16 protein-coding genes are annotated in these 18,604 nt (G+C 45.6%); 8 read left to right on the top strand and 8 right to left on the bottom strand.

Features of this window, described 5'->3' with window-relative positions; genetic code table 11:
• A partial coding sequence (locus tag V7K30_RS10815) for a hypothetical protein (protein WP_334999042.1) occupies nt 1-227 on the top strand: 227 nt, incomplete at its 5' end.
• 376 nt (nt 228-603) lie between these two features.
• Nucleotides 604-2,130, top strand: a complete 1,527-nt coding sequence (locus tag V7K30_RS10810; protein ID WP_334999041.1) for a hypothetical protein — start codon at nt 604-606, stop codon at nt 2,128-2,130.
• Nucleotides 2,131-2,198: 68 nt separating this feature from the next.
• Here the strand turns inward: V7K30_RS10810 and V7K30_RS10805 are convergent, their stop codons facing one another.
• From V7K30_RS10805 to hslO, 3 genes are all read right to left on the bottom strand, one after another.
• Nucleotides 2,199-2,438: a hypothetical protein gene (locus tag V7K30_RS10805; RefSeq protein WP_334999040.1), complete on the bottom strand. Its 240-nt coding sequence runs from the start codon at nt 2,436-2,438 to the stop codon at nt 2,199-2,201.
• Nucleotides 2,439-2,625: 187 nt separating this feature from the next.
• Nucleotides 2,626-4,740: a chromosome segregation ATPase gene (locus V7K30_RS10800; RefSeq protein ID WP_334999039.1), complete on the bottom strand. Its 2,115-nt coding sequence runs from the start codon at nt 4,738-4,740 to the stop codon at nt 2,626-2,628.
• Between the two features lie 154 nt (nt 4,741-4,894).
• Entirely contained in the window at nt 4,895-5,800 is a 906-nt protein-coding gene (gene hslO / locus V7K30_RS10795) for an Hsp33 family molecular chaperone HslO (protein WP_334999038.1), read from the bottom strand.
• Nucleotides 5,801-5,940: 140 nt separating this feature from the next.
• Here hslO and V7K30_RS10790 point away from each other — a divergent pair, with 140 nt between their 5' ends.
• Nucleotides 5,941-6,327 carry a hypothetical protein gene (locus V7K30_RS10790; protein WP_334999037.1) on the top strand — a complete coding sequence of 129 codons (387 nt, stop codon included), beginning with the start codon at nt 5,941-5,943 and terminating at the stop codon, nt 6,325-6,327.
• A 103-nt stretch (nt 6,328-6,430) separates the two neighbouring features.
• On the opposite strand, the gene V7K30_RS10785 is transcribed toward V7K30_RS10790, so the two are convergent.
• Complete coding sequence (locus tag V7K30_RS10785; protein WP_334999036.1) at nt 6,431-7,045, bottom strand: hypothetical protein; 615 nt, start codon at nt 7,043-7,045, stop codon at nt 6,431-6,433.
• A gap of 728 nt (nt 7,046-7,773) precedes the next feature.
• The gene (locus V7K30_RS10780) at nt 7,774-8,199 is read right to left on the bottom strand and encodes a universal stress protein (RefSeq protein WP_334999035.1); all 426 of its coding nucleotides are present in this window, start codon (nt 8,197-8,199) and stop codon (nt 7,774-7,776) included.
• A gap of 333 nt (nt 8,200-8,532) precedes the next feature.
• On the opposite strand from V7K30_RS10780, the gene V7K30_RS10775 reads away from it, so the two are divergent.
• The gene (locus tag V7K30_RS10775; RefSeq protein ID WP_334999034.1) at nt 8,533-8,718 is read left to right on the top strand and encodes a hypothetical protein; all 186 of its coding nucleotides are present in this window, start codon (nt 8,533-8,535) and stop codon (nt 8,716-8,718) included.
• A gap of 205 nt (nt 8,719-8,923) precedes the next feature.
• Here the strand turns inward: V7K30_RS10775 and hisD are convergent, their stop codons facing one another.
• Complete coding sequence (gene hisD / locus V7K30_RS10770) at nt 8,924-10,225, bottom strand: histidinol dehydrogenase (protein ID WP_334999033.1); 1,302 nt, start codon at nt 10,223-10,225, stop codon at nt 8,924-8,926.
• 43 nt (nt 10,226-10,268) lie between these two features.
• Nucleotides 10,269-10,445, bottom strand: coding sequence for a hypothetical protein (locus V7K30_RS10765; RefSeq protein WP_334999032.1), 177 nt, complete (start codon nt 10,443-10,445; stop codon nt 10,269-10,271).
• Nucleotides 10,446-10,963: 518 nt separating this feature from the next.
• On the opposite strand from V7K30_RS10765, the gene rpsT reads away from it, so the two are divergent.
• On the top strand, nt 10,964-11,263 hold the full coding sequence (gene rpsT, locus V7K30_RS10760; protein WP_334999031.1) for a 30S ribosomal protein S20: 300 nt from the start codon (nt 10,964-10,966) through the stop codon (nt 11,261-11,263).
• Between the two features lie 37 nt (nt 11,264-11,300).
• Here the strand turns inward: rpsT and V7K30_RS10755 are convergent, their stop codons facing one another.
• Nucleotides 11,301-11,468: a hypothetical protein gene (locus V7K30_RS10755; protein WP_334999030.1), complete on the bottom strand. Its 168-nt coding sequence runs from the start codon at nt 11,466-11,468 to the stop codon at nt 11,301-11,303.
• Between the two features lie 183 nt (nt 11,469-11,651).
• On the opposite strand from V7K30_RS10755, the gene V7K30_RS10750 reads away from it, so the two are divergent.
• From V7K30_RS10750 to V7K30_RS10740, 3 genes are all read left to right on the top strand, one after another.
• Nucleotides 11,652-12,437: a TatD family hydrolase gene (locus V7K30_RS10750; RefSeq protein ID WP_334999043.1), complete on the top strand. Its 786-nt coding sequence runs from the start codon at nt 11,652-11,654 to the stop codon at nt 12,435-12,437.
• Between the two features lie 745 nt (nt 12,438-13,182).
• Entirely contained in the window at nt 13,183-16,482 is a 3,300-nt protein-coding gene (rpoB, locus tag V7K30_RS10745) for a DNA-directed RNA polymerase subunit beta (protein WP_334999029.1), read from the top strand.
• A gap of 97 nt (nt 16,483-16,579) precedes the next feature.
• A complete protein-coding gene (locus V7K30_RS10740) occupies nt 16,580-18,457 on the top strand; it encodes a DNA-directed RNA polymerase subunit gamma (RefSeq protein WP_334999028.1) in 1,878 nt (625 codons plus the stop codon).
• The last annotated feature ends 147 nt before the right edge of the window (nt 18,458-18,604 follow it).

The following is an 18,604-nucleotide window of genomic DNA, read 5'->3' as shown; positions in this document are numbered from 1 at the left end:
TTAAAGTGCGAACTCAACCCATTAGGGTTATCTCTCAAATGTCACTCATCCCTGAATATTTCTACTCATTTCGAGTGAACGAATCGCACCCCACGCCTGAAGGCAGTGGGATTTTGCGGGCATTGGGGGTTATTTTTAGCGATCGCTTTGATTTTCCTGGGTTGAAATGTAGGTTTTCCATCACTTCTGTCCCAAAAATCATCGCTAATAATATTAACAAATCCTAACTCCTGATCGAATGAAACAGCCCTGCCTTAAAAAGGCTTGCTCTAATTCCCTCGTTAAAAAGGAGGGTTAGGGAGGATCAAGCCTTAACCCAAGCGTATTGGTATTTGTTGGGCTTCGCCGACACTCAAGACAGTCGCTACAATTTTTCTTAACCCAAGTGTATTGCCTTATACGCTCCTCGAAAATGAGCAATCAAAATTTTTTAAAATATACTCAATAGTATGAGTGTTTCTGGCTCCAAATTGGTCTAGTCTAATACCAGGGAAGGTTTCACCAAGCGTCAACTTACGATTGGGAAGTTCCGAATATACTCTGGGAATCAGGACTTTCGCCTTGGTACTTGCACGCAAAAAACTATAACTCTAAAGGCAGTAAATGAAACTCTTTACAATTGGTGACAGTATTTCTCAAGGCTTTATGTCTTTGGCAGCAGCCCGGACAGACCTTTGTTTTTCAACTTTGATTGCTAAGTCAATGGGGCTAAAAGTTGGTGCTGAATACCTGTATCCTGAATGGTTAATGGGTGGACTACCAGCCAATATTGAGAAGATTTTACGGCGTTTGGAGAAAAAATATGGTTCAGATATCAACGCCCTAGATTGGCTGACCATATTGCCAACTCTTGAGGGTGTACTTGATGAAGCGGAAGATTACTATGAACGGCAAGGAGGTAGTGCTGAACAGCCTTATCCAGGAGGAGTTGAATTCTTCCCCAATGTAGCAATTCAGGGCTTTGATATTGCTGATTCTTGGATGATAACACCCAATGTTTGCAAGTATCAAATTAAACTTAGTAACGACAAAGGAGAGGGCAAGCCTGGTTTCTTGGCTCTGCCCAATGCTGCCTTCTATCGAACTGCACTTAAAGTTCTCAACCCGTCTTTAAATCCTATTTTTGACAACTTTAGCCAACTAGATTGGTTGAAGCACCATCATACAACCGCTCCAGAGGGAATTGAGAATTTAATTCTCTGGTTAGGAGCAAATAATGCGCTGGGAACTGTGATTAGTTTAGAAATTAATCAAACTCCCAATGACCCAGATCAGATTCTCAAAAACCCAAGTCAAAAGCCCGAATCATTCCGTGAGGTAAGAGAACAATGGAACCTGTGGCATCCCAAGGATTTCGAGGCTGAATATCAACAATTGCTTGATCGTGTCGATAAAATCATGCAAAGTAACAGCAACTCCCATTGGAATGTCTTCATTGCGACAGTACCGCTTGTAACTATTGCGCCATTGGCAAAAGGTGTGGGTTCAATCACTGAAATTGAGGTGCCAGGAGAGGAGAAACCCTCAAATTACTACAAATACTACACTTATTTCCCCTTTGAAGAGGATACGGTTAGAAAAACTGGAACCCTATACCTGACGCTACAAGATGCCCTCTACATTGATGACTGTATTCGCACATACAATAAAGTAATCAGAAAACTGGTCGATAGTAAGAACAGTCAGTATCGGCAACCACGCTATCACATTGTTGATCTTGCCAATGCCTTACAACAAATTGCCTTCAAGCGAAATGCTGGACAAGTGCAGTATGAATTTCCAGAATACTTCAAGTTTGTCTATCCCCAAGTCAACACCAAATACTACCACGCAGACACTACTGGGCGACTACGACAAGGTGGACTATTTAGTTTGGATGGCATTCATCCATCTGCCATCGGTCAAGGGCTGATTGCTTATGAATTCCTCAAAGAGATGAAAAAAGTTGGAGTTGTTGATAGCACCGAACTAGATTGGAAGTCGATCTTTTCCAGCGATCAACTTTATTCCCAACCTATTACTTTGATGCATGAGTTTTACGATAATAAAGAATTTGCTGAAACCATCATCAAGCTGTTCGGCAGAAATCCCCTTGCCAGAAACCCAGCCATGACTAGAAGATTTGGTTAAGCTAAGAAGCTTAATCCTACATTGCCTCTGGTCATAGCTTCGGACTTATTTCATTGAAGTAAGAAAATTTAACGCTTTAAGAAATCGTTACCAACTAGATGACCCGATATCTTACGGCTTGGTTGCTTTTGGTCAATAGTTATACCGTTACCTACTCTAGACTCAGCAAGTTTGTTTTTATTAACTTTGATGGTGGTAGCTCGGCTGTTACCAACTCTGGTTATTGCTTGGGCTGGTCTATCAGGTAGGATGACTGATATCAGTGCCAGCGCTACTAAAATCTTTGCTAAAGAACGAAATAAAATCATAATTGCCTCCAAAATTATATGAAAAAAGGAGTAGAAAAGGAAAATTTTTGAAACTTAAAAACTTGCCGAGTCTTACCTGAGGATAAAGATTAGTGATTAGCAATTCTGCTCACTATTGGCGATATTCAGATGCTTAGTGAGTAGCCACACTGTGGTCTATTGACTTGAAAACTGCCGTGATAGATGATCACTGACCATTAGTAGTTGTTGATGGTGGTAATTGTGGAGACTCCTGCGGCTGAGGCTGAGGTTCCGGTTGAGGATTGAGAAATTCTTGCCAAGTCTTAATTTGCTCTTGCGCTCCACTGTAAGCAGCACTACCACGTGGAATCGATTTAGCAATCTCAATCCCTCTGGCAATATCAGACTGACCTTGAGAGCGGGCTATTTCTAACAATTGCTGACTCCATTGGTCAATAGCCTGATTCGCATCCATACGTAAGATGCTATTGTTTGAAACCCGATCTGCCAGCCGTATTGCCTCAACCAAGGCTTCTGGCGTGCCAGCCGCTCCCACTTCCTGGGCTTTTTTCCAGTTTTCTCTGGTGCGAATTTGCCCTTCCCAGTCATTTATCGCAGCTTCTGCTTCCCCAGAAAGCGCCCTTCCCGACGATGCAATTTGTTGAGCTGTGCTAATGGCGGCGGTGAGATTTCCACTCTGAGCCAGTTCTTGTGCCTGATCCAAGTAAGGCTGGTCTTGAATTCGCTGAATTTTTCCTATCCAAGTACGAATTTTTTTCCGTGCTTCTGGATATAATGCACGACCTCTACGAATTTCGCTGGCCTGGGCGATCGCAGCTTGCAAGGAGTTAATATCGTCGAATACCGCGATCTGTTCGGCGCGGTCTAAGTAAGGTTGGTCTTCAATTGTCTCCACTTGGCCACGCCAGCGACCTATCTCTTGCCTAGCTTCTGTAGCCCTGGGATTACTAGCAGGGATAAGTTCCACTTGAGCGATCGCTGCTGTTAAATTATTGACTGTTCCCTGACTAGCCAATATTCTCGCTTTTTCTAGATTGGCAACATCTTCAATTTCCAACTGCCAACGAGCAATCAGTTGTTGTGCTTCGTTATACACTGGTCTGGAAGGATCAATTTGTTGTGCTTGAGCGATCGCAGCCTCTAAACCAGAAACGTTACCGATCCAAGCACTTCTTTTCGCGTCAGCTATGGCGATAAAGTCATCTGTTTCGCCCTGTAGTTTCGTACTTTCGGGAATTTGTCTAGCAATATTCAGTGCTTCATCGGCATCCTGCTTGTCTAGTTTTGCCTGTGCCAATTCCAGCATTTTGCGTCCAAATGCGGGAATCGCTTCCTGAGCTTTTTGGTAAATGTAACTTTCCTGCCCAATGGACTCGGCTAACTTGATAGCTTCTAATAAATTATCGACAACTTTGCTGTTTGCTAAACTTTCGGCTTTTCCTAACTTATCGCCATCTTCCCGCGCTGTGGCAATTAGACGATTCAATTGGTCGTATTTAGTACCCGCCCAATATTGATTGTCTACGCGCAGCATTTTGGCGGATAACATGAAGGCCGATTGCCAGCGCCGTTCCTTTACTTCGGCGATCGCACCGTTGTATGTGGCTTCTGCCTTTGACCAAATTGACCGCCATTTGCCAATTTGCTCATCGACTAATTTATAAGCTGCTACGTCTTCGGGTATTTTCTGAGCAGTAGCGATCGCTTCCTCTAAATTCCCAGTTTGGAAACTTTGATCAGCTAGCTTCAAAATATCCCGCGACCATTCTTCTATGAAACGATCAATTTCTCCATGCAACGGGTGATTTTGTGGTAGTTGCTTCACTAGAGCGATCGCTTGCAATAGGTCGTTCACTGTCTGCTTAGAAGCTGCCAACTGAGCGCAGTGTAGCCGCACAGAAGCACTAGCTAGGGGCCAGAAAATCGAGGGGCAATTAGGGGCAGCGGGCAACTTCAGCAGCATTGCCATTGCCAAGAATCCTATACTGCCGGGAATTAACATTAGCAGTACTGACCACAACACCCAGCTTTTCATCCAGCGTGGCAATTTACTAGGACTTTTGCTGAGTTGGGCAGTTTCTTCTGAATGACTATTTATAGGTAATCCTTCTCTACGAGACGCTTTGCGTAGCTTGCTTCCCCGTAGGGGTACGGTATCGTTTTTTTTTCGCCGCTTCACTGACTTGGAGGTAGAACCAGTCGCTGGGACATCAAATGGCTGAGTTTCACCGAATTGTTCTGTTCGGGATAATCTTTTGTTTTGATCTGGCTCTCTTCCACTGGCTGAAGACCAACTGTCTGGAATATCCCGCTCTGTCATCTCTCACACCAAAATAATTGAATAGCGCTCTGTTTTAGGTTGATAATTCCATTGTTGCCATAGTAGCTTTCTCGTGATTAAAAAGCTACTTTTTTGATTATCTCTCTCCACAGAGTACCATTAGCAATCTCAAAAATCAGTGCTATTTTATACTTTATCCTGAAACAGTAGATTCAGCTTGCAAATCGGCAATTAGTTGAGCTAACTGATCACTACTTGCCTGGTAAACGTTGCCGCAAAATTCGCAAGTTGCTTCAGCACCATCATCTTTAACAATCATATCTTGCAGTTCGGCTTCTCCCAAAATCTTCAGTGCCCCCAAAACGCGATCAAAAGAGCAACCACAGTGGAAGCGCAGGATTTGCCGTTCGGGAAAGATTTCCAGTCCCATATCTCCCAACAGGTCGTTAAAGATTTCAGTCAAATTCTTCCCAGCTTGCAACAATGGCGTAAATCCTGCCAGACTAGCGACCCGTGATTCCAAAGTTTCTACTAGGGCTTCGTCTCTGGCAGCTTTGGGCAATACTTGCACCAGTAATCCTCCAGCAGCCGTTACTCCATCTGCCCCCACGAACACACCTAAAACTAAAGCCGAAGGTGTTTGTTCGGAATTCACCAGATAATGAGCTACATCATCACCAATTTCGCCAGAAACTAGTTCTACCGTACTAGAGTAAGGATAACCATAACCGATATCCCGCACAACGTAGAGGTAGCCACCACCTACTGCACCACCAACGTCTAGCTTCCCTTTGGCATTGGGAGGCAATTCCACAGATGGATTCCCCACATATCCGCGGACTGTACCATCTAAGCCTGCGTCTACCAATATGCCACTTAAAGGCCCATCACCCTTCACCCGGACATTGACCCTTGACCCAGTTCGCTTCATACTTGAAGCCATTAACAAGCCCGCTGCCATAGTCCGACCCAGTGCTGCTGTTGCCACATAGGAAAGCTTGTGGCGTTCCCGTGCTTCTTCTGTTAAACGTGTGGTGATCACACCTACGGCACGAATTCCACCTTCGGCTGCTGTTGCACGAATTAACTGATCCGCCATGAATAACCTTACATTTCTTAACAAGTTCACTTTTCCTATTCTAAGTTCTCTGCTGGTAGAAAAGTGACGCCGTAATAATCAGTGATTGTATTTGCAATATTAGAAATAGTGATGTCTCACCTTTAGGTAATCCTAGAAAAATGCTGGGTAATTTTCAACAAAGCCAACTGCGGATCGAAATCGAAGCATCAACTGATGCAATTCATGACAGTCTGCTGCATCCGGTACAACTAGAAAAATGGCTCTTAGGACAACGCTTTGCGCCAGGAATGCCAGAAGAACTGCTTCCAGGATTCCAGTTTACTACCTGGACTGGGCCAGTCCCGATTCATCATCAAGTAGACGTTGTAAAATCCAACTGTCTCCGCTTGGTACTCAGCGGAGGCATTGACGGGTTCCACGAATGGTACTGGGGAGAAGGTTGGGTGCAGTCACGCTTGGAAGGAATTTCAATTTTGCCCTTGAATTTGGGTCAAACGCTGAGTTTGTTGAGCTTGCGTCAGTTTCTGACAACTCAAGAGCGTTGAATTGACTGAACAGGGATTGAGCATGGGGCATTGGTTATTCTCCGCGTCCCCAATCCTCAATCCCCAATCCTCAATCCCCAATCCCCAATCCCCAATCCCCAGTTTATGAACCGGAAATAATCCCTACAAGAATTTTTACAAGCACCGATAAATCTTCTGGAATTTGATAGCGTTTCTGGTCTTGAGTCACTTGACGATTTGCCCGATGGTAAACTCCAAAACGCCAGTCTTCACCAGTAGTAACTGCTCCATATAGAAGTTCAGATGTGGATTTAGTCCATTGATCAAGTGCTATTAATTCAATAGCGAGTTCAGTAAATCCTCTAACTAAATCTGATTGCTTGGCTTCGATGACTAATAAATTTTGAGGTGCTGCAATATAGTAGTCGAGAGTCCCTTTCAGATAGTCGTTGACAGCAATAGAATATTCTATATTGAGTCTCTGATTAGTTAAATCGCATACTTCAAACAAAATTGGACCAATTAAAGCTTCGCGTCTAGTAGTTTCATTAACTAAATCAATATGAGAGAAATTACGCCGAAGTTGCTGCTGTAAAAATTGGATGTCTAAAATTTCTGATGATTCGGGTAATATGAGATTTTTCCTTTCAATAGTGCAATTTAATTCGCCTAAAATATCATCAATCGTGAAAGGCAATTCAAAATATCGGCTGAAAGTATAAGATTCACCAACTTGGAGAATGCGGCGGGAACTCATAAAAAACCTCAGCCAAATTTATCCTCCTATTTTATACAAACTTGATCAACTCACATCTTGCAGCAGAGTAACTTACGACTGGAAGTCGCGGCTAAACAAATGTGAGTTCGACAAACCTCTCCCTGCCTTGAACTTTCGTTTAAGTGTATCTCTCTCCGATTCGGCTACGGTGTACACACAAGTCCTAAAAACCTAGCTTGATTAGGCTTGACTCGTTCCCATGCTCTGCATGAGGAATGCATTCATTGAGTCTCTGACTCAATATCTGACTGGAGGCAGCAGCCTCTAATCAACCATTCCTAGCTTTGCATGGGAACGAGAGAACAAGGAGAAATGAGAAATCGAGCTTTTTTCGACTTGTGTGTACACCGTAGCTCCGATTCGGAGAGGGACGGTTTTTTGTAGTAAAACCTCTAACGGGACTTAAACATTTTTGAGGCTTGTTTGTCCCTCAAAAATGTTTAAGTCCCGTAATGTTTCTTGTTTAATCAGGGTTTTCAAATTTAAAAAATTCCGATTTACTGTTGTTTCATAGCCACAGTAAATCGGAATTTGTAGCGTTTTTTTCTGAGAATATTACTTATCTTTGAGTAGTCGAGTAAAGAATAAGCGCTACTGTATGGAGGCATAAAACCCTGCTATTTTTTTGGTTTTTCTCACAAATAATGTTAGTTCCAAGCAAGATTAGTTTTGGGGTAGTTATAGTTATTGCCTCCCGTTGCAAATTTTTACCTTGGTTTGACGACTAACACCGAACAATTAGCCTCTTCCACAACTTGACTGCTAACAGAACCCTGGACAATTCGCTTCATCCCCATTAACCCCCGACTGCCAATTATAATCAAGTCAGTTTTGTAAATATTGGCAAGGCGAATAATCTCATCGGCAGGATCACCAGTTACCAGTTCTAACTCACTTGTGACTGATAACTTTTCCTGATAGCATTGCAGCTGTTTTTCAATCTGAAAATAAGAAAATGTTGGGGACTCTGGCTGAGGACGATCAGCGGGTAGTTCCATCTCTGACTCTGGCGTGGGAAACACATGACAGAGAATAACCTTGGCATCTTTTGACAACGCCAAATCATCTAAAGTCTGAATTACTCGTTCTGCAATTTCCGAACCGTCCAGAGCTACCAAAATATTCTTTAGCACCGCTCTCGTCTCCTAAAGAGTAGACCCCTTACATAAGTATCTAGCAAAATTTGTTGGCAGCTACACTAAATTAATTTTCCATCTGCTTACTTAGTTTATATATTCGAGGCTGTCCCATAGGTCGGTTTCACCCCACTTTGACGCTAGTACATTGTAGCAACTGGCGTCAAAGACCTTTTGTCAGTTCTTTGGGGAGGTTTACCCTCCTCTGAACTTGTCTTCTCAACTCTTGGAGAGGCCGCATCAAGAAGACGCTCTACAAACGTAGCGTTAGCGAGTCTCCGTACCTCTACGGAAAAGTAAGCTACCGCAGCGTTCGCACCAGAGCGTCTGGTGATTTCCACCCCACTTGACGCCAGTCGCCTGAAGTTGGGAGATCCTTTCGGCAGTTCCTCTTGGGGGAAACAAACCCCTTTTCTGGGGACTGCCGACCCTACGCACAGTCGCTACAGCTACGCTAACATCACGGCACTGGCTGCTTTATGCCTCTTAACCTGTCCACCGCAGGACTTGCCATGAGCAACTGACGTCGGGTTTCCCAACCTGTTTGCGTGGCTTCTCCGAACAGGAGAAGCTACTGTCCTTGGCAATGCCTCACTTGTAGACGCCCGCCAGAAGTCCTCCCTTGGAGTAGCAACTGGCACGCGATCGCCATCCAAACTTTTAGTCTGAACCTATCCAGTGACTTTTGCCAACAGTACAGGAAAAAATTAAGCATTCCAAATCACTCTTCTTGCTGAATTCGCCGTCGGATTGAATCAGCATGGGAAGGTAAGCCCTCTGCTGTTGCTAGCACATCAATGGCACCAGCCACATTTTGCAGTGCGGTTTGGGAGTATTGAATAATACTGGAGTGTTTGAGGAAAGTTTCAACCCCTAATGCCGAAGCATAGCGGGCAGCACCAGAAGTTGGCAAGGTATGGTTAGGGCCTGCCAAATAGTCTCCTACAGCTTCTGGTGTTGAGTAACCCAAAAAGATTGCCCCAGCGTGGCGAATCTGTGGTAAAAGTGCCCAAGGGTCTTTGATTTCTAATTCCAGGTGTTCGGGGGCAAATTCATTTGAGAGTTCTGCTGCTGCTTGGAGGGATTCCACAACGACAATCAACCCATAATGAGCGATCGCTTTTTCTGTGTCTATTCGCCGTGGGTGATCCACTAGCTGTCTTTCCAAGGCTACTTGCACGTTTTTCGCCAAAGCAGCATCTGTCGTCAGCAAAATTGCTGCCGCCATTGGATCGTGTTCGGCTTGGGCCAGCAAGTCAGCAGCGACATGCACCGGATTTGCGGTTTCATCGGCAATCACCAGCACTTCGCTGGGGCCAGCCAAAGAATCAATGCCGACGGTGCCATAGACAAGTTTTTTCGCTAGAGTGACATAAATGTTACCAGGGCCAGTAATCACATTCACTTTCGGAATCGTTTCTGTGCCATAGGCTAAAGCCGCGATCGCTTGTGCGCCCCCTATGCGATAAATTTCTTGTACTCCTGCTTCTTGGGCAGCTACCAAGACTGCTGGATTAATTGCACCCCCTGGTCCTGGTGGTGTCACCATCACCACATGAGGTACAGCAGCAACATGAGCCGGAATTGCATTCATCAGCACTGTACTGGGATAGGCGGCACGGCCACCAGGCACATACAACCCCGCTCGGTCTACGGGGGTGTAGCGTTTGCCCAAAACTACTTCATCGTCACCAAAGTGTACCCAGCTTTTCGGTACTCGCTGACGATGAAACGCTTCAATTTGGCGGCAAGCTAGCCGAATTGCGCCCATCAACTCTTTTGACACCTGCTGATAGGCTGCATCTAGTTCTGAGCCTGTAACTCGCAGTTCTTCTGCTTTCAGGGTTTGTTTGTCAAATTCGGCTGTGTAATGCAATACAGCTTTATCGCCTTGGCGCTTCACTGCTTGCAAAACTTCCCGCACCGTTGCTTCTTTGTGAAGCACCTGTTCGTCATGGGTGCGATCGCAGATCCGTTGTAGTTCTGCTCTGACGTCTGCCTGCTGAGTAATGATTCGCAGCATGGAGTAAGGACAATGCCAAAATTATAATATTCCCACCTGAGATTTAGTATTGCTCTTGACCAACTGGGGTGTGGAAGCTGACTCTAATTCTCTTCTCTAGCTTAACCTGGATTTTTTTGATACTCTCAAGGCTGCCAGCACATGGTTTGCTTGAGAAGGCAACTTCATTGCTCAGTCCGACAAGCCTTGGCAGGCTAGCGGCAGGGAGTGGGCGTGCCATTTCCCACTACTCTTATGCCCTGACCCTCACTCACTCCTTGCTCTGGTGCAGGTAGTGTGTTTGCACATCCAGTCCCCCGGATTTACAAAGGGTAGGTCTGAATATAATTTTTACTTATTTTCCTAACTTTTAGTAGTTAACATCTCTACAGACACGATATATCGGTTCTATACCTTGAAACTCCTGAAATTTAGCTGTTTACAGTTTCTTGCCTTTGACAATATATCCGTTTTACGGACAGATTATATTGGCAATCACATTGCTTAACCAGGTGATGAGTTAGGGTTACTATTTTATTTGATGTAGCTTATTTTAACGCATTTCCTAAATTGACGACACACCAAATTAAGCACTGAGGATTAGGGAGCAAAGACTAGGGACTAAATTCTTGCCCAATCTCCAGTACCCAATCCCTAATGGGAGAATTTTTTTAGGAAATTATAACATTGGCAATTTGGATGCTATATTAGTAAGTCTAGTAGTGTGTGTACATATTAACAGTATTTTTGGAATTGACTGTGGCGAATACAAAGTCTGCTCTCAAGCGTGCCGAAATCGCAGAACGTAACCGACTGCGTAATAAAGCTTACAAATCAGCAGTCAAGACGCTGATGAAGAAATACTTTAATGCTGTAGCTGTCTATGCAGCTAATCCTAACCCAGAATTAAAACAAGAAGTACAGGCTCGGTTATCCGAGGCTTACGGCAAAATCGATAAAGCGATCAAACGGGGTGTCCTTCACCCCAACAATGGGGCAAGGAAAAAGTCGAGATTGGCTCAGAAACTAAAACCTTTAACTCAAACAGCAGCTGAATAGTCATTGGTAAGCTAGTGCCCTCTTCTCACTCAGAGAGTCACTGCGCTACGAACTTTCCCAAAGTTGTAGCAAGTGCTGTGAAACGCTCAAGCGCATAGCGCCGCGTTAGTGAGTCTGCCAACGTCTGGGAAGCAAGTGCAGTCTTGAGGGTTTCCACACCAGTTGCTCTATGCCTCTTAACCCGTCCATCGCAGTGGCTCCCCATGAGCGACTGGCGTAGGCTCTGCTGGATTAAAACAAGTGGGGGCGTGGTTTACCTCTTTGAACATCTGGTGATTGCAATGCGTTCGCGTAGCTTCTCCCGCTGAAGAAGGATTCCCCCGGAGGGTCATTTGTCCTTAGTCGTGATAAGGGCTAATAATTTATGACTAATGACAAAGGACAAAGAATGCAACTGATAGACACGCACGTTCATCTCAACTTTGATAGTTTTCAGCCGGATTTAGCAACAGTGCGATCGCGGTGGCAAGAAGCAGGAGTAGTGCGTTTAGTACATTCCTGTGTTCACCCAGAGGAGTTTTCCAGTATTCAATCCATAGCGCAAGAGTTTCCCGAAATCAGCTTTGCCGTAGGACTACATCCTTTGGATGCTGATAAATGGAATAGCGAGACAGCCGAGAAAATCAAAACTTTAGCTAGTTCTGACTCGAATGTGGTAGCAATTGGGGAAATGGGGCTGGATTTTTACAAAGCTGATAACTATGAGCATCAGCTTATGGTGTTTGAGTCGCAGTTGGCGATCGCATCTGAACTCAACTTACCAGTGATTATTCACTGCCGCGATGCTGCTGTGGCAACCAGAGAAGTGTTGCAAAAATGGCGGGAACTCAAAGGAGAAAGAGTGCGGGGTGTCATGCATTGCTGGGGAGGAACGCCAGAAGAAACTCAATGGTTTCTCGATTTAGGCTTCTACATCAGCTTTAGCGGGACGGTAACGTTCAAAAACGCCAAAGCGATCCAATCCTCAGCTGCTATGGTGAGTAGCGATCGCCTACTGATTGAAACAGATTGCCCATTTCTGGCTCCGGTTCCTAAACGCGGCGAGAGGCGCAACGAGCCTGCCTACGTGCTTTATGTAGCCGAGCAAGTAGCTAAACTGCGTCAGGAAACGGTAGAGGCGATCGCCCATCAAACCACCCAGAATGCCTGTGAATTATTCGGTCTGTCAATATAAAGTGGGCTTTAATCTCTTTTATTCAGTTGTGCTAAAAAAAATAAAACTCTAGGGGGACAAAAATATGCTAATATTATTCCCTCAAAAACATTTTGCTTGCGCCATAATGATAAAGGAAGGAACCTAAAATTTCTGAGCCTCATTTTCCGTGATGTTATCGGCTTAGCCATCCTCCAAATCTCTACAAGCGGATGCTCTCCACACATGACTAAACGTGCCAACCCAGGTTGAGCTACACTTTTGCAGAATATCGGCTTGGTGTGTATTTAACCTATACAAAATTGTTAAACGAAATTGCCTTGTGAGTATAATCCAGCAAAACGAAGTGATTCTGATTCAAACCCAACAAGGTGCGGATCATTCCCTCAGTCTTAGGATATCTAGGATATCACTGAGAGTATAAATAGCCGGGTGTAAAACACACCGTCTAGAGCTGCGTCAGCAAATTAACGCGCTTTTTGGAGGGGAAATGAAGAAAGTAGATAAAACTCAAGAATATCTCAACTGTATATTCTTCTTAAATCAAGACTATAGTGGGTTTTTGCCGTCTAAGTCCATGATAAAGGGCGATTACCCCCTTGGCCAAATTGCTCATTCCAGCTTTAATCGCTGCGTTTGCCCACACCTGTAAATAGCAAGTGTGTAAGAAAAAGTTCCCAAACAGCTAAGGACACTGGCTAGCAGTGGGAAGCGTCAAACAGCAGTGTCCAATGGAAAATCTAACCAGGTTGACAAAGGTAGAGGCATGACTAAAGAAACGTATATGGAACCCGCCTTTCTGTTGCCCGACTTGATTGAAATCCAGCGGTCAAGCTTTCGCTGGTTTTTGGAAGAAGGGCTGATAGAAGAACTTAACTCCTTTAGTCCGATCACAGATTATACGGGCAAACTAGAACTGCACTTTTTGGGTCATAACTACAAACTCAAGGAGCCAAAGTACAGCGTCGAAGAAGCCAAACGGCGGGACAGTACCTATGCCGTCCAAATGTATGTTCCCACACGCCTGATTAACAAAGAAACAGGGGAAATCAAAGAGCAAGAGGTATTTATTGGGGATTTGCCTTTGATGACCGATCGCGGCACGTTTATTATTAACGGAGCCGAGCGGGTAATTGTCAATCAAATAGTGCGATCGCCAGGGGTTTATTACAAATCAGAAATAGACAAAAACGGGCGACGTACTTATTCCGCTAGCTTAATTCCCAACCGGGGAGCATGGCTGAAATTTGAAACAGACCGTAACGATTTGGTGTGGGTACGCATCGACAAAACCCGCAAACTTTCAGCGCAGGTACTCCTAAAAGCTTTAGGGTTATCAGACAACGAAATCTTTGACGCCTTACGCCACCCCGAATATTTCCAAAAAACCATCGAAAAAGAAGGGCAATTCTCTGAAGAAGAAGCCCTGATGGAGTTATATCGGAAACTGCGTCCTGGTGAACCACCCACTGTATTAGGTGGACAACAACTCCTAGACTCCCGATTCTTTGACCCGAAACGTTATGACCTTGGTCGCGTTGGACGGTACAAACTCAACAAAAAATTGCGCCTTTCTGTCCCAGACACGATGCGCGTGCTGACTGCTGGCGATATCTTGGCAGCCGTGGATTACCTGATTAATCTGGAATACGATATCGGTAATATCGATGACATTGACCATTTAGGCAATCGCCGGGTGAGAAGCGTCGGTGAATTGCTGCAAAACCAAGTGCGGGTGGGCTTAAACCGTTTAGAGAGAATCATTCGGGAACGGATGACCGTATCCGATGCCGAAGTATTAACCCCCGCTTCCTTGGTGAACCCCAAACCATTAGTAGCAGCAATTAAAGAATTCTTTGGTTCCAGCCAGTTAAGTCAGTTCATGGATCAAACCAATCCTCTCGCAGAACTGACCCACAAACGCCGTCTGAGTGCCCTTGGCCCTGGTGGTTTGACCCGCGAACGCGCTGGGTTTGCTGTCCGGGATATTCATCCTAGTCACTATGGACGGATTTGCCCCATTGAGACGCCAGAAGGCCCCAACGCCGGACTGATTGGCTCCTTGGCAACCCATGCACGGGTTAACCTGTACGGCTTCTTAGAAACGCCATTTAGACCTGTGGAAAATGGGCGAGTCAGATTTGATCTGCCTCCAGCCTACATGACAGCCGATGAAGAAGATGATCTGCGGGTTGCTCCGGGAGACATTCCTGTAGATGAAACCGGGCACATTATTGGGCCGCAAGTGCCAGTCCGCTATCGCCAGGAATTTTCCACCACAACACCAGAACAGGTGGACTACGTAGCAGTATCTCCAGTACAGATTGTGTCGGTAGCGACCAGCATGATTCCGTTCTTGGAGCATGATGACGCTAACCGAGCGCTGATGGGGTCGAACATGCAACGGCAAGCAGTTCCCCTGCTCAAGCCAGAACGTCCTCTGGTGGGTACCGGTTTGGAAGCGCAAGGGGCTAGAGACTCTGGGATGGTGGTTGTATCGCGCACCGATGGCGATGTCACCTATGTGGATGCCACAGAAATTCGTGTGCGTCCGAAACCAGCAACCCCCGAAATTAAATACACCCTTTCCAAGTACCAACGTTCCAACCAAGACACCTGTTTAAATCAGAAACCTCTCGTCCGCATTGGTGAACGAGTTGTTGCTGGTCAGGTGCTGGCTGATGGCTCCTCCACCGAAGGCGGTGAATTGGCGCTAGGACAAAATATTGTAGTTGCCTATATGCCTTGGGAAGGCTACAACTACGAAGACGCGATTTTAATCTCTGAAAGACTGGTGCAGGATGATGTCTACACCTCAATTCACATTGAAAAATATGAAATTGAAGCTAGACAGACCAAACTGGGGCCAGAAGAAATCACCAGAGAAATTCCCAACGTCGGGGAAGATGCCTTGCGCCAGTTGGATGAACAGGGAATCATTCGCATTGGGGCATGGGTAGAAGCTGGAGACATCTTGGTAGGAAAAGTCACACCCAAAGGCGAATCTGACCAACCACCAGAAGAAAAACTGTTGCGTGCCATCTTCGGTGAAAAAGCGCGGGATGTGCGGGACAATTCCCTGCGAGTCCCAAACGGTGAAAAAGGGCGCGTGGTTGACGTGCGTTTATTTACCCGTGAACAAGGCGATGAACTGCCACCAGGAGCCAATATGGTAGTCCGGGTATATGTCGCCCAAAAGCGCAAAATCCAAGTAGGTGACAAAATGGCAGGACGCCACGGTAATAAAGGGATTATTTCTCGGATATTACCAGCAGAAGATATGCCTTATTTGCCCGATGGTTCACCAGTGGACATCGTACTTAATCCCTTGGGTGTACCCAGTCGGATGAACGTCGGACAAGTATTTGAGTGCCTCTTGGGTTGGGCTGGTCAGACCTTGGGAGTGCGATTTAAGATTACTCCCTTTGACGAAATGTACGGTGAAGAGTCATCTCGCCGAATTGTGCATGGCAAGTTGCAAGAAGCACGAGACGAAACAGGCAAAGACTGGGTATATAACCCAGATGATCCAGGCAAAATCATGGTGTTTGATGGTCGTACAGGCGAACCATTTGACCGACCAATCACTATCGGTGTGGCTTACATGCTGAAGCTGGTGCATTTGGTGGATGATAAGATCCACGCCCGTTCTACAGGCCCATACTCACTGGTGACTCAGCAACCCTTGGGTGGTAAAGCACAACAAGGTGGTCAACGGTTTGGGGAAATGGAAGTGTGGGCATTGGAAGCCTTTGGTGCGGCTTACACCTTACAGGAATTGCTCACAGTTAAATCTGACGATATGCAAGGACGGAATGAAGCGTTAAATGCGATCGTTAAAGGTAAAGCAATTCCCCGACCTGGAACTCCAGAGTCCTTTAAGGTGCTAATGCGCGAGTTGCAATCATTGGGGTTAGATATTGCTGTACACAAAGTAGAAACCCAAGCAGACGGCAGTTCCTTAGATGTGGAAGTCGATTTGATGGCAGACCAATCAGCCCGTCGCACACCTCCTCGACCCACCTATGAATCTCTTTCCCGCGAATCGCTGGAAGAAGACGAATAAAGAGTGAGGAGTTAGAAGTTAACAATTCATAACTCCTAACTCCTAACTTAAAACTAAATATACTCAAAACTCATAACTCGGAACTCAGCATTTAAGTATGAGACCTGCCCAAACTAATCAGTTTGACTACGTAAAAATCGGCTTGGCTTCCCCTGAACGCATTCGGCAGTGGGGCGAAAGAACATTGCCCAATGGTCAGGTAGTCGGTGAAGTTACCAAGCCAGAAACGATTAATTACCGAACTCTCAAGCCAGAGATGGATGGCTTATTTTGTGAGCGCATCTTTGGCCCCGCGAAAGATTGGGAATGCCATTGTGGCAAGTATAAAAGAGTTCGTCACAGAGGTATTGTCTGTGAGCGCTGTGGGGTAGAAGTTACCGAGTCTCGGGTGCGTCGCCACCGCATGGGCTATATTAAACTCGCCGCACCAGTAGCTCACGTCTGGTATCTCAAAGGCATTCCTAGCTATATTTCCATCCTGTTGGATATGCCCTTGCGGGATGTCGAGCAGATTGTCTATTTCAACTCTTATGTTGTCCTGAGTCCAGGTAATACGGAAACTTTAACTTACAAACAACTACTGAGTGAAGACCAGTGGTTGGAAATTGAAGACCAAATTTATAGCGAAGATTCTCAGCTACAGGGCGTAGAAGTCGGTATTGGTGCTGAAGCTTTGCTGCGCTTGCTTGCCGATATCAATTTAGAGCAAGAAGCCGAAAGCCTACGGGAAGAAATTGGCAACGCTAAGGGACAAAAGCGGGCCAAGCTAATTAAGCGACTGCGGGTGATTGACAACTTCATCGCGACTGGTTCCAAACCAGAGTGGATGGTAATGGCAGTCATTCCCGTGATTCCCCCCGACTTGCGCCCAATGGTGCAGCTAGATGGGGGACGGTTTGCCACCAGCGATTTAAATGATTTGTATCGGCGGGTAATTAACCGCAACAATCGTTTGGCACGCTTGCAAGAAATTTTGGCACCAGAGATTATTGTGCGGAACGAAAAGCGGATGCTGCAAGAAGCAGTGGATGCTTTGATTGACAATGGTCGGCGGGGACGTACTGTGGTAGGGGCAAATAACCGACCCCTAAAATCTTTGTCCGACATTATTGAGGGTAAGCAAGGACGTTTCCGACAAAACTTGTTAGGTAAACGGGTTGACTACTCTGGACGTTCTGTAATTGTGGTCGGGCCAAAGCTGAAAATTCACCAGTGCGGTTTGCCTAGAGAAATGGCAATTGAGCTATTTCAACCATTTGTGATTAACCGCCTAATTCGTAGCGGCATGGTAAATAATATCAAAGCTGCGAAAAAGCTGATATCGCGTAATGACCCCAGTGTTTGGGATGTGCTGGAAGAGGTGATTGAAGGACACCCTGTGATGCTGAATCGGGCACCAACGTTGCACCGCTTGGGTATTCAGTCTTTTGAACCAATTTTAGTAGAAGGTAGAGCGATTCAACTGCATCCTCTGGTGTGTCCGGCATTTAACGCCGACTTTGACGGCGACCAAATGGCGGTACACGTCCCTCTCTCGTTAGAAAGTCAGGCTGAAGCGCGGTTGTTGATGTTGGCTTCTAACAATATTTTGTCACCAGCCACGGGTAAACCCATCATCACACCCAGCCAAGATATGGTGTTGGGGGCGTATTACTTAACAGCAGAAAATCCCGGTGCGACAAAAGGCGCAGGAAAGTACTTTTCTTCGCTAGAGGATGTAATTATGGCTTTCCAGCAAGAGCAAATTGACTTGCACGCCTATATTTACGTGCGGTTTGACGGTGAAATAGAATCAGACCAACCGGATACGGAACCCGTAAAAGTGACGGAAAACGAGGATGGTAGCCGGACATTACTCTATAAGTTCCGCCGAGTCAGACAAGACGCTAAGGGTAATGTACTTTCTCAGTATATATACACAACACCTGGTCGCGTTATTTATAACAATGCCATTCAGGAAGCACTTGCTAGTTAATTCGTAATTTCTAATTCGTAATGACGCTCTCTACGAGACGTTGCGCGTAGCTTGCTTCTCCGTAGGAGTACGCGGACTCGCTACCGCTGCGCTAACGTAATTGAAGAATTAATTACGAATTACCAATTACAAATTATTAATTATTGA

This window comes from Nostoc sp., from assembly GCF_036917655.1.
Classification (GTDB): Bacteria; Cyanobacteriota; Cyanobacteriia; order Cyanobacteriales; family Nostocaceae; genus Nostoc.
The sequence above is the reverse complement of the archived record's forward strand: the minus strand, read 5'-3'. Positions and strand labels throughout refer to the sequence as shown.

What these genes read in the sequence shown, in the direction of transcription:
- V7K30_RS10810 (WP_334999041.1), top strand. Translation starts at nt 604, where the DNA reads ATGAAACTCTTTACAATTGGTGACAGTATTTCTCAAGGCTTTATGTCT.
- V7K30_RS10805 (WP_334999040.1), bottom strand. Translation starts at nt 2,438, where the DNA reads ATGATTTTATTTCGTTCTTTAGCAAAGATTTTAGTAGCGCTGGCACTG.
- V7K30_RS10800 (WP_334999039.1), bottom strand. Translation starts at nt 4,740, where the DNA reads ATGACAGAGCGGGATATTCCAGACAGTTGGTCTTCAGCCAGTGGAAGA.
- hslO (WP_334999038.1), bottom strand. Translation starts at nt 5,800, where the DNA reads ATGGCGGATCAGTTAATTCGTGCAACAGCAGCCGAAGGTGGAATTCGT.
- V7K30_RS10790 (WP_334999037.1), top strand. Translation starts at nt 5,941, where the DNA reads ATGCTGGGTAATTTTCAACAAAGCCAACTGCGGATCGAAATCGAAGCA.
- V7K30_RS10785 (WP_334999036.1), bottom strand. Translation starts at nt 7,045, where the DNA reads ATGAGTTCCCGCCGCATTCTCCAAGTTGGTGAATCTTATACTTTCAGC.
- hisD (WP_334999033.1), bottom strand. Translation starts at nt 10,225, where the DNA reads ATGCTGCGAATCATTACTCAGCAGGCAGACGTCAGAGCAGAACTACAA.
- V7K30_RS10765 (WP_334999032.1), bottom strand. Translation starts at nt 10,445, where the DNA reads ATGGCACGCCCACTCCCTGCCGCTAGCCTGCCAAGGCTTGTCGGACTG.
- V7K30_RS10755 (WP_334999030.1), bottom strand. Translation starts at nt 11,468, where the DNA reads ATGGGGAGCCACTGCGATGGACGGGTTAAGAGGCATAGAGCAACTGGT.
- V7K30_RS10750 (WP_334999043.1), top strand. Translation starts at nt 11,652, where the DNA reads ATGCAACTGATAGACACGCACGTTCATCTCAACTTTGATAGTTTTCAG.
- rpoB (WP_334999029.1), top strand. Translation starts at nt 13,183, where the DNA reads ATGACTAAAGAAACGTATATGGAACCCGCCTTTCTGTTGCCCGACTTG.
- V7K30_RS10740 (WP_334999028.1), top strand. Translation starts at nt 16,580, where the DNA reads ATGAGACCTGCCCAAACTAATCAGTTTGACTACGTAAAAATCGGCTTG.